A 10,972-nucleotide genomic window follows, 5' to 3' on the forward strand; every position below is an offset into this window, starting at 1 on the left:
GGGCGAGCGCACGGCGAGCGCGTGGCCGCTGCCTGCGCCTTTGCCCGCGCCAAGCTGCGACAGGCGCGCCTGCGCGCGGGCCGCTTCGCTGCTGGCGGCTTCGTAATCGCTGCGCGCCTGATCCAGATCGCGCTTGGCGGCGATGTCCGAGCGGTCCAGTTCCGACTGGCGGTCCAGATTGCGCCTGGCCAGCGACAGCGCGGCCTGCGCCTTGCCTGCGTCGGCGCTCGCCTGCGCAAGATCGGCCGAGTCGATGGTGAACAGCACATCGCCCACTTTCACTTCGTCGCCCAGGTGCTTGTTCAGGCTGACGATGCGGCCGGATAGCGGCGGCAGCACCTTGACCAGGCGCGCTGGATCAGCTTCCACGACGGCCGGCAACAGGAAGGAGGTCGAGACGTCCGCGCCGGCCACTGGCACCACGTCCAGCGCCTTGCGCAGCGGGGATTTCTCAGGTACGAGCAGTTGCTCGCCTTTGTGCACCAGCGGCGGCACAGGCTCGCTTGCAGACTCTTTCGCATGCAGCACCTGCATGCCGCGGCTGCCCAGCGTTATCGCGCCAACGCCGATAATGGCCGCCGTAATATATTTGACATGATTATTCTTCATCGTTTTTCTCCGCTGCTGGCACGCGCGCGCGAGCGCAATCGGCACGGTCGCGCGCGAGTCTTGTCATGGGGTGAGTGCGCTACGCAGGCGCAATGGGGCGGGCCGTCTGTGGGCCGTCTTGAAGTAGCTGTCTCATTGTTATGTTACTGAAAACAGGCGTTTTCTTCCCTGAATTCTTCTTCAGGAAAGCTGCGAAAAGCCGGTGCTATACTCGGCCACCATGAGAATCCTGCTGGTCGAAGACAACGAAAAAGCGGCACGGGTGCTGGCGCGCGGCCTGGAAGAAGAAGGCTTCCAGGTACAGATCGCGCACAACGCGGCGCAAGCCGACGCACTGGCCGCGAGCGCACCGGATCTGGTCATCCTGGACTGGATGCTGCCGGACAGGGATGGCATCGCCCTTTGCCAGGAATGGCGCTCGCGCGGCAGCAAGCTGCCGATCCTGATGCTCACGGCGCGCGACGCCGTCGGCGACCGCATCGAAGGCCTGAATGAAGGCGCGGATGATTACCTGACCAAGCCTTTCGTGTTTGACGAGCTGCTGGCGCGCATCCGCGCCTTGCTGCGCCGGGCCGAGCGCCATCCCCCGCAAATTCAGATTGCCGATCTGATGGTCGATCCACAAAGCCACGCCGTGTCGCGCGCCGGCGCCGAGTTGACGCTCACCCAGAAGGAATACGCGATCCTGGAATTGCTGGTGCGGCGTCCGGGCCAGGTCGTCAGCCGCCTGGAGCTGGCCGAGCATGTATGGCATGCGGACCTGATTGCGATCGACAATCTGATTGATGTGCACATGAAGAACCTGCGCCGCAAGATCGATCCGCCCGGCTGCCCTGCCCTGATACAGACCGTGCGCGGGCGCGGCTTCTGCCTGTCCGCATCGGAGGCTGCCGATGATTAGCCTGCGTCAACGGCTGGTGCTGGTGCACCTGCTGACGGTCGTAGCCATTGTGGCTTGCGCGGCTTTCGCAGGCTGGTGGGTTTTGTCGCGCTCCGTGGAAGGCCAGCTGGATGCGGCCTTGCTTGCACTGGCCGAGATCGAAGCAGGCGCGCTGACGGATGCGCACGGCCAGCCGATCCGTGTCCATGAGGCGGCTGCCGGCACCGCACCACCGTCGCTGGTCCGCCTGGACCGTCTGGTGCAGATCATCGACGCCAGGGGCAAGGTGCTGGCCCGCAGCGCCAACCTTGGCGCCGCAGTGCTGCCTGCGCCGAAACCGCTGCTCGACCGGCTTGGCGCCGGCGAGACGGTGTTCGAAACACTTCCGCACACCAGCGAAGAACCGCTGCGCATGGTGGCCTTGCCTATCGTGGTCAATGGCCAGGCGCTGGTTATCCAGGTTGCGGGCTCGCTGGATGACGTCAACCAGATCCTGCAGTCTTCAACCCTGCTGTTCGCCAGCCTTGCGACCGCGCTGCTGATCGCCGTGGGCTATGCCGGCGCGATCTTTACGCGCAAGGCGTTCCGCGCCATCGACAATATCGTTGATCAGGCCCACCGCATCGGCGACGCAAACCTCAGCGAGCGCCTGCCCCATCCCGGCACCGACGACGAGATCGGCCACCTTGTAGACACGCTGAACGCCATGCTGGAGCGCCTGGAGCGCACCTTCGACCTGCAGCGCCGCTTCACCGCCGATGCATCGCACGAACTGCGCTCGCCGCTGTCTCGCCTGCGTGCCGAGATTGAAATCACCTTGCGCCGTCCACGCGAAAGCCAGGATTACGTCGACGCGCTGCGCTCAAGCCTGGAAGAAGTCGAACGCCTGACGATGCTGGTGGAAGAGCTGCTGATGCTGGCGCGTCTGGATGCGGGCCAGGAGCATAGCCCGATCGAACCCGTCTCCCTCAACGCCCTGGTGGCGGAAACCGTGACCCGCATGGAGCCCATCGCGCGCGAGCACCAGATTCGTATTGCGGTCGATGCGGCGAGCGAAGTCGTCGCCAAAGTCGCGCACGGCCCCGCCGCCCTGGTGCTGACCAACCTGCTCGACAACGCCCTGAAATTCTCGCCCAGCGCCGGCGAGGTGACCGTGCGCATTTTCGCCGACCAGCAGAACGCCATGCTGTCGGTGGCCGATCAGGGCGCGGGCGTGACCGCAGAAGATTTGCCCGGCCTGTTCGAACGCTTCTACCGCGGGGCCAGCGCCCGCACCTCCGGCACGCCCGGCGTCGGCCTCGGCCTGTCGCTGTCACAAGCCATCGCCCACGCCTACGGCGGCCGCATCGACGCCAGCAACGGCGTCAATGGCGGCGCCGTCTTTACAGTGTCATTCCCGCTTGCTGCTTGATGTAGGTCGCCAGGAGCTCCCGCTGCTCGGTCGTCAACACTCTAAATGGGATCGGCAAACCACCGTTGGCCTTCATGATGATGTAGCCTACGGGGTACTCATGCAACGCCACTACGCTTGACCAGGGCAGCACCATTTCACCCGTCTTCGATTGACGCACCAGCCCTGATTCGTCAATCGCGAAACTGCACTCGCCCACCTTCAGCACCTTGAACGCAAAAATGGGCGGTCCAAAGAGCCACACGGCACCGCGAGCAAGCAGCGAATCGATACGCCCGATCGCCTTTCCTTGCTTAGCCTTCCGCCGCGCCACCTCCGCCAAAGCATGCGAATGGATCAGGCTTAGATATTCGCCCAGACGGTACTTGATCCGGATATTGATTGCCGACGCCGCGTTTTCCATGCACGCGAAGGTAACACGGCAGGGCACAGAAAAAACTCACGCTTAATCACGCCCTCCTGAATCGAGCGAAGAGACGCAGCAGCGTCTTGCTAGCGTCGAGACCTCAGGCAGACTGCCCGATACTACGTGCGTTGGCAGGCGGGAAAACGGTTGCCTGACAGCCAGAACAACATCGAAAACCCAGCTATGAGCCGCACATTACCTCCGTTGTTCAGTTAGTAGTTATTGCCTATCACTCACATTGTTTAAATCAATTGTAAATAATAAAAAGAAACGCCATTTACCTAAGAAGCAAGATTAATTGCAATTTTGCATCATCGGACTTGGGAACTTAAACATGCGAACAAATAGCAGGGAAATGAGCGTGGCGGCCCGCCTGGGTATCGGCTTTGCGGCGATTCTGGGCATGATGCTGGTGCTGAGTATTCTGAGCATCGCCAAGGTCAACTCGATTGAGATGAGCCTGAATCACGTCAGTGAGGTCAACAACGTCAAGCAGCGATACGCCATCAACTTTCGTGGCAGCGTGCATGACCGCGCCATTGCCTTGCGCGACGTCACGCTGGAGTCGGACAACCGGCTGGCTACCGAAGTCGCCCTGATCGAAAAGCTGGACAAGGATTATCAGGAATCCGCCGCCAGGCTCGATGCCATGTTTGCCGATCCCAAAGCCGACCTGAAGGCCGAGGAAAAGGCCGATCTCGCCGCCATCAAAGCGGTTGAAGCGCGCACTCAGCCGCTGATCACGAAAATCATCGCGGCTCGCAAAGGCGGCGATATTGATGGCGCGCGACAGCTAATGCTGACCGACGCCAAGCCCGCCTTCATCGACTGGCTGGCCGCCATCAATAGATTCATCGACCTGCAGGAGCAGTTCACCGAGCAGGAGTCCACCGAGGCACGTCACGTCGCGCGCAACTTCCAGACCTTGCTGCTGTCGCTGCTGGTGGTTGCCGTGGCAGTCGGCGCAGCTGTCGCTATCTACGTCACCCGCCATCTGCGCCGCGCACTGGGCGCCGAACCAAATGAAGTGATTGCACTGGCCAGCGCCATTGACCGCGGCGAGCTGTATCACGAAGCGGCCCTGCGCGCGGGCGACAAGGACAGCATCATGGCCGTATTGATGTCCATGAACCGCAATCTGCGCGCTACCGTGGCGGAAGTATCGGAAGCCTCGGTGGCCGTGCAAACGATCAGCAGCGATATCGCCGAGCACACCTCCGACCTCTCCGGCCGCACAGAAGACCAGGCCAGCTCGCTGGAAGAAACCGCCGCCGCAATGGAAGAACTGACGGCCACCGTCAAGCAGAACGCCGAGAACGCGCGCGAAGCCAATACGCTGGCGATCAATGCTTCCGACATCGCGGGCAAAGGCGGCGAGATTGTGGGCGAAGTGGTGCAGACCATGACGGCCATTGACGAGTCCTCGCGCAAGATCGTGGAAATCATCGGCGTCATCGACGGTATCGCCTTCCAGACCAATATCCTGGCGCTGAACGCCGCAGTGGAAGCAGCGCGCGCCGGTGAACAGGGCCGCGGCTTTGCGGTAGTGGCCAGCGAGGTTCGCAATCTGGCCCAGCGCAGTTCCACGGCTGCCCGCGAAGTGAAAACGCTGATCGAAGAATCCGTGGACAAGATCCACAGCGGCTCGCAGCTGGCCGAGCAAGCCGGCAGCACGATGCGCGACATCGTCGCCAGCGTGCAGCAGGTTACCCATATGGTGAACGACATCACCATCGCCAGCAACGAACAGCGTCAGGGCATTGAAGAAGTCAACCGCGCCATCTCGCAGATGGACCAGGTGACGYAGCAGAACGCGCGCATGGTCGAACATGCGCAAGGCACGGCGAACAAGCTGCACGAACAGGCCGGCCATCTGAATCATGCCGTCGGCGTGTTCAAGACCGAGCGGCAACCTTCTATGCGCCGTTCCGCCAGGCCCGCGCCTGGCCTGCTCGCGGTACCGCTGGCGGAGGCTGCCTGATGGAGGCCCAGCGCATCGCAGCATTGGAAAACCTTGGCATTCTGGACACCCAGACCAGCGAGTATTTCGATGGCATTGCGCGGCTGGCGATGGACGTCTTCGACATGTCCAGCGCCTTCATCTCGCTGATCGACCGTGACCGTCAATGGCTGAAGGCCAAATCGGGCTTCTTCACGCCGACCGACTCGCGCGAGCAATCCTTTTGCACGCACACGATCCAGGCCGCTGATGTGCTGGTGATCGAGGATACGCAAAAGGACGCCCGCTTCCGCGACAATCCCATGGTCACAGGACCGGACAAGATCCGCTTCTACGCCGGCGCCCCCATGCTCACGCGCGACGGCTTTGCAATCGGCGCGCTGTGCCTGATCRACCGTGCACCGCGCAAGCTGGATGAAGCACAGCGTGCGCGCCTGAGCGAACTGGCGGCACTGGTCACCTCGCACATCGAACTGCGCCGCGCGGTGGGCCATGTGGATGCGGTGAGCGGCATGTCCAATAAGTTCCAGCTCGAAGAGGATCTGAAGGAGCAAGGCATGGCGGCGCGAGGCGAAGAGCGCGTCCTGCTGTACATCGATATGCCGGATGCCGCCAAAGCTTTCGAAATCGCCAGCGTGCTTGGCGTGACCGTATATGACGACCTGATTCGCGGCGTTGCACGCAAACTGTCGCAGCTGTTCCGCCAGCGTGCCAACGTGTATCACATTACCGATGCGCGCTTTGCCGTACTGTCCAGGGATAGCGACACCGCCGGCTTTATCGATTTCGTGCACAGCCTGGAAGCGGCGCTGCAGGAACCGCTGCTGGACTTGAACGTGCCGCTCAATCTGGCCAGCTTCGGCGGCATTGTGCCCTTCAAACTCTGTCCGGATTCGTCCACCGACGCGCCGCGCAAGGCATCGGCGGCCGTCAATCAGGCGCTGATCGCCCGCCAGCGCTGGTCGGACTACGATACCAAGGCGGACGCCGACCAGCAGCGCGCCTTCCAACTGTTGAACAGTGTGGAAGACAGCCTGGCCAATAATGCCTTCCAGCTGGTGTACCAGCCCAAACACGATGTCAGCAGCGGCGCCAGCCAGTCAGCGGAAGCGCTGCTGCGCTGGCAGCATCCCGAACTGGGGTTCATCTCCCCGGCGGAATTCATTCCGCTGATCGAAAAGACGGCGTTGATCGAACCGCTTACCGATTGGGTCATCCGCACTGCGATCCGCCAGGCGGCGCAGTGGCACCAGCAGGGTCACCGCATTAAGATTGCGCTCAACCTTTCGCCGCACAATTTCGAGGAGCCGGACATTGTCGAACGCCTGGCCAACGCCTGCACTGAATTCGGACTGGCCCCGCGCTATGTCGAAGTCGAGTGCACAGAAGGCGTGTGGATGGAGAGTGCCTCCGTCCTGAAAACACTGCAAGGCATCCGCGATCTCGGCATGAGCCTGGCGCTGGACGATTTCGGCACCGGCTACAGCAACTTCGCCTACCTGCAAAAGGTGCCGGCCACGGTGATCAAAGTGGATCAGTCCCTGATCCGGCATGTGCACACGAATGAGCGCGACCAGCGCATCGTGCGCTCACTGATCGCGCTGGCGCGCGAGCTGGATTATGAAGTGGTGGCGGAAGGCGTGGAAACTGAACAGTCGCTGGCGATGATCCGGAGCTGGGGTTGCCACGTGGCGCAAGGCTACCACTTCGCCAAGCCGCTGACGGCGCAAGACTTCATCGAGCACGTGAGGGAATACGCCACGGCCTGATTACAGCGGATCGAAAGAGTACAAATCAAAGCGCTTTCGATTCGCCACGTAGTCCGGAATCCGCAAGGCGCCCAGCCCCGCCAGCTCCGCATGCAGGCCGTGGCGGGTAGCGATTTGCCGCATGCCGTCACGCAGGTATTGGCTCAGAGACGGCTGGCGGCGCCTGCCACCGAAAAGATAGTTACCTTCCAGCTCGAAGCCATCCTCGAACTTGACGTGAACGTGGCATTCGGCTTTCCTGATCGCCGCCTTCGACCAGCCGGACAGCAGCCGGTCGGCCGCTTTCAGATCGGACACGATCACCGCCTGTTGCGGGCTACTGCGGTAAATCCTGATCCGGCTGACCTCAATCAGGTCGTCAATTTGGCTGTCCAGGTCCATGTGCCAACCTCCATCATCAAGTACGACTGCTGTGCGATTGAGTATGGCGGATTGACGCCCGTTCGCCATCCCCCTTTTGGGGCAGTTGACGAGCCTCAACAGCAAGCTAACTTGTATAATGAGGTGGATCAGGTTACAAAAAAAGGCTTTACATGCAATACCAGCACGTCCCAGCTATGTTCGTCGCGGATGACCTCGGGGTCGACTTCCTCAATTCGATCGCCACGCCAGTCGACGTCGCAGTGGATTGGATCGCCGATGGCGAAGGCCTGCTGCGCTGGCTTGAACAGTCCGGGCTGATGTCCGCCGAAGCGCTGAATACCGTGCGCGCTCAAGCCCTGCCGGGGGAACTCGACGCCGTCGCCGGGCAAGCCCGCGCACTGCGTGAATGGTTCCGGGATTTCATCAATCGCCATATTGGCCAGGCCTTGAGCAGGAAGGCGTTCGGCGAACTGACGCCACTCAACCAGATCCTCGCGCGCGACGAACAGTTCCAGCAAGTCGCCCTGGTCGATGGCGCGCTCGCGCTGGAATCGCATCGCCGCTGGCGTTCAGCGGAATCGCTCCTGCTGCCTATCGCACGCACCCTGGCCGAAACGGTATGCAGCGCCGATTTCAGCTTCGTCAAGCACTGTGAAGGTGCGGGATGCACCCTGCTCTTCATGGACAAAACGAATCGCCGCGCACGGCGCTGGTGCAGCATGGCCGTTTGCGGCAACCGCGCCAAACAGGCCGCGCATCGTGCCCGCGCGGCCAAGGGCTGACGTCACACTACGACCACCATCTTCCCTGCTGCCTGATTGGCTTCCATGACCCGGTGCGCTTCGCGGATTTCATCGAACCGGAAGACACGTGCCGGTTTGACGTCGAGGCGTCCCCGCGCAGCAGCTTCCGCGATGCGCTGAAGCGGCACGTCCGAAACGGGAAAATCCGGCGTACCGAACACGAAGCTGCCGAAGAAGGTCAAATACACTCCGCTCGGCATTTGCAGCAACGGGTTAAAGCCATCGATGGGCGCCAGGCCGCCCAGCCAACCAGCCAGGCATGAGCGGCCGCCACGGCGCAGCATCGCCAGTGAATCGAGCATCACGCTGTTGCCGACCAGGTCCAGCACCGCGTCGATTTGCTTCGCCTCTGGGATGCGCCTGGACAGATCCGGGCCTTCGAGCTCGACGCGCGCTGCACCCAGCGCCTCCAGCAGCGCGAAGCGGTCGCGATTGCGTGTGGTCGCAATGACCTTTACGCTGGCTTCCACGGCCAACTTTACAGCCGCCTGGCCAAACGAGGACGTCGCACCGCGCACCACCAAAGTCTGCCCCGCTTCAACCTCCAGATTGCGGAACAGGCAGGTCCACGCTGTCGCGTAAGTCTCGGGGATTGCCGCCAGTTCGGCCCACGGCAGGTCGGCGTCGATCAGTGCCACGTTTTCAACCGGCACACGCGTGTATTCGGCGTAGCTGCCGTTAATGGTACGGCCCATGCCGCCCATCAGCGCAGCCACCTTGGCGCCCACCGGAAATTCGCCACCCGGACAGGACTTCACCAGGCCCACACATTCGATACCGCTGACCTTTGCCGCTTCAGCCCATTCGCCCCGCCGCATATGCATCTCGGCGTGATTGATACCGAACGCCTTGATTTCGATGACAACATGCCCTTGCAACGGCTCAGGCTCCGGAATGTCCATATAAACCAGGCTGTCCAGACCACCAAACTTCTCCAATACGATCGCACGCATATTTACCCCCCTCAAAAGTAACCCATCAAAAAGTATTTCAAAGGTTATTCCACATATTGTAACTTGTCAAACAAATTTTAGAGGGTTACCATATCGAGAAACCACAGGAGGCTGAAATGGAGCAAATCAAAGCGATTGCATTCGATCTCTACGGCACGCTGTTCGATGTGTACTCGGTGGCCAAACAATGCGAGGACCAGTTTCCTGGCCGGGGCGCCGAGGTCAGCATGCTGTGGCGGCAGAAGCAGCTCGAATACACCTGGCTGCGCAGCCTGATGAATCGATACGAACCGTTCGAGCGCGTCACCCACGATGCCTTGCAATTCACTTGCCGCCATCTGGGACTGAATCTCGATGCCGGCGCGGCTGAGGTGCTGGAAGAAGCCTACCTTGCACTGCCCGCCTTCCGCGAGGTGCCGGAGACATTACGCGAGTTGCGGCGCCGCGGCTTGCGGCTCGCCATCCTGTCTAACGGTACGCCGAATTCGATTGGCTCCGTGGTTCGGAACGCCGGCCTTCAGGATGCATTCGACTTTCTACTCAGCGTGGAAGAAGCCGGGATCTACAAGCCGTCGAGCCGTGCCTACGTCCTTGCCGAACAGGCTTTCGAACTGCCGAAGAGTTCCATTCTCTTTGTGTCGTCGAATGGCTGGGACGTGACCGGCGCCCGCGCTTACGGCTTTCCGGCTTGCTGGATCAATCGTGGCGGGAATGTCTTCGAAGAGATGGGACAGCAACCGGACCGGCAGCTGTCCCGCCTCGATGGGTTGCTCGCCCTATTTCCGCTGAAGGGACAGGTGGATTAAGCCATCCAGCGAATAGCGCCCCGCGCCGGCCAGCACCAGCACGGTGAGCCCCGCAAGATACAGCAGATCCGTTTCATATCCAGGCTGGCCGAAGCGCGCCCCCGTTGACGTCACTGCCAGCAGCTTGATCGAGCTGAATCCATTTGGCAGATGTACGGTGAAGATCGCAGTGAGGAGCACAATGATCATCGGAATGCTCGCCAAAATAACGAAGGCCCCCACGAGAATGGCCAGCCCACCCAGCAATTCAACCAGAATCGTGGCCCAGGCCATGAGTTCCGGCGCCGGCACACCCAGCGCCTGCATGATGCCGATGAAATGTTCCGATCCCCGCGCCAGCTTCGCATAGCCATGCTGGAAAAAGCCCAGGCCTATAATCAGGCGCAGAGGTATGGGCGCCCAGTCACGCGCCGTCGAATTGGTGGTGAATGGCAGTTCGGACAGTAGTTTCAACATGTGTCATCCTTCTCAACTAAAAATCAGAGCTGCCAAGCATGCCTTCCCTACCCTGACCGCAGCATGGCCGCAAGATGACAGGAATGTAATCCACGGACCTGATCAGCCCCGGCACAATGAGAAGCTGGGAACAGAGGTATCTATGCATATTTTGATCGTGGAAGATGAACCAAAGCTCGGCGCCTACCTGCGCAAGGGCTTGCTGGAGTCCGGATTCATTACCGACTTGGCAATCACCGGCGAGGAAGGCCTGCACATGGCATTGGAAAGCAGCTATGAGCTGATCCTGCTCGACGTGATGCTGCCGAAAGCCGATGGCTGGACGGTGCTGCGCAAGCTGCGCGAGCAAAGCGAAGTTCCTGTACTGATGCTGACGGCGCGCGACGAGGTATCGGATCGCGTGAAAGGGCTGGAACTCGGCGCCGACGACTACCTCGTCAAGCCCTTCGCCTTTGTCGAACTGGTGGCGCGCATAAAAACCCTGCTGCGGCGCGGCCCTGTGCGCACGGCGGAAGTGATACGGGTGGCGGACCTGGAAATGAACGTATTGCGGCGG

Annotated in this window: 12 protein-coding genes; 7 read left to right on the forward strand and 5 right to left on the reverse strand. The window is 61.2% G+C overall.

Features of this window, described 5'->3' with window-relative positions:
* Positions 1-609, reverse strand: a 609-nt coding sequence (locus tag AB4Z11_RS10125; protein WP_442025006.1) for an efflux RND transporter periplasmic adaptor subunit, incomplete at its 3' end; no start/stop codon positions are given.
* 220 nt (positions 610-829) lie between these two features.
* Between AB4Z11_RS10125 and AB4Z11_RS10130 the strand changes: the two genes are divergently transcribed.
* Positions 830-1,510 (forward strand): response regulator transcription factor, encoded by a 681-nt coding sequence (locus AB4Z11_RS10130; RefSeq protein WP_442025008.1) that lies wholly within the window; start codon positions 830-832, stop codon positions 1,508-1,510.
* The gene (locus tag AB4Z11_RS10135) at positions 1,503-2,900 is read left to right on the forward strand and encodes a sensor histidine kinase (protein WP_442025010.1); all 1,398 of its coding nucleotides are present in this window, start codon (positions 1,503-1,505) and stop codon (positions 2,898-2,900) included. The genes AB4Z11_RS10130 and AB4Z11_RS10135 overlap by 8 nt, the downstream gene beginning before the upstream one ends.
* Here the strand turns inward: AB4Z11_RS10135 and AB4Z11_RS10140 are convergent.
* Positions 2,872-3,303, reverse strand: a complete 432-nt coding sequence (locus AB4Z11_RS10140; RefSeq protein ID WP_442025012.1) for a YcxB family protein — start codon at positions 3,301-3,303, stop codon at positions 2,872-2,874. The two genes, AB4Z11_RS10135 and AB4Z11_RS10140, sit on opposite strands and share 29 nt — an antisense overlap.
* Positions 3,304-3,640: 337 nt before the next feature.
* On the opposite strand from AB4Z11_RS10140, the gene AB4Z11_RS10145 reads away from it, so the two are divergent.
* Both AB4Z11_RS10145 and AB4Z11_RS10150 read left to right on the forward strand, forming a co-directional pair.
* Positions 3,641-5,287, forward strand: a complete 1,647-nt coding sequence (locus AB4Z11_RS10145; RefSeq protein ID WP_442025013.1) for a methyl-accepting chemotaxis protein — start codon at positions 3,641-3,643, stop codon at positions 5,285-5,287.
* Entirely contained in the window at positions 5,287-7,035 is a 1,749-nt protein-coding gene (locus AB4Z11_RS10150; protein WP_442025015.1) for a sensor domain-containing phosphodiesterase, read from the forward strand. Before AB4Z11_RS10145 ends, AB4Z11_RS10150 begins: the two co-directional genes overlap by 1 nt.
* On the opposite strand, the gene AB4Z11_RS10155 is transcribed toward AB4Z11_RS10150, so the two are convergent.
* Positions 7,036-7,416 (reverse strand): hypothetical protein, encoded by a 381-nt coding sequence (locus AB4Z11_RS10155; RefSeq protein WP_442025016.1) that lies wholly within the window; start codon positions 7,414-7,416, stop codon positions 7,036-7,038.
* A 176-nt stretch (positions 7,417-7,592) separates the two neighbouring features.
* Here AB4Z11_RS10155 and AB4Z11_RS10160 point away from each other — a divergent pair, with 176 nt between their 5' ends.
* Positions 7,593-8,180, forward strand: coding sequence for a CGNR zinc finger domain-containing protein (locus AB4Z11_RS10160; RefSeq protein ID WP_442025017.1), 588 nt, complete (start codon positions 7,593-7,595; stop codon positions 8,178-8,180).
* Between the two features lie 2 nt (positions 8,181-8,182).
* Here AB4Z11_RS10160 and AB4Z11_RS10165 read toward each other — a convergent pair whose 3' ends face one another.
* A complete protein-coding gene (locus AB4Z11_RS10165; RefSeq protein ID WP_442025018.1) occupies positions 8,183-9,154 on the reverse strand; it encodes a zinc-binding alcohol dehydrogenase family protein in 972 nt (323 codons plus the stop codon).
* A 116-nt stretch (positions 9,155-9,270) separates the two neighbouring features.
* On the opposite strand from AB4Z11_RS10165, the gene AB4Z11_RS10170 reads away from it, so the two are divergent.
* Complete coding sequence (locus AB4Z11_RS10170) at positions 9,271-9,960, forward strand: haloacid dehalogenase type II (RefSeq protein ID WP_442025019.1); 690 nt, start codon at positions 9,271-9,273, stop codon at positions 9,958-9,960.
* Here the strand turns inward: AB4Z11_RS10170 and AB4Z11_RS10175 are convergent.
* Positions 9,931-10,416 (reverse strand): DoxX family protein, encoded by a 486-nt coding sequence (locus AB4Z11_RS10175; protein ID WP_442025021.1) that lies wholly within the window; start codon positions 10,414-10,416, stop codon positions 9,931-9,933. The two genes, AB4Z11_RS10170 and AB4Z11_RS10175, sit on opposite strands and share 30 nt — an antisense overlap.
* 142 nt (positions 10,417-10,558) lie before the next feature.
* On the opposite strand from AB4Z11_RS10175, the gene AB4Z11_RS10180 reads away from it, so the two are divergent.
* The coding region (locus AB4Z11_RS10180; protein WP_442025023.1) for a response regulator at positions 10,559-10,972 on the forward strand (414 nt) is incomplete at its 3' end.

The sequence above is a fragment of the Pseudoduganella sp. RAF53_2 genome (assembly GCF_052113985.1).
Classification (GTDB): domain Bacteria; phylum Pseudomonadota; class Gammaproteobacteria; order Burkholderiales; family Burkholderiaceae_D; genus Rugamonas.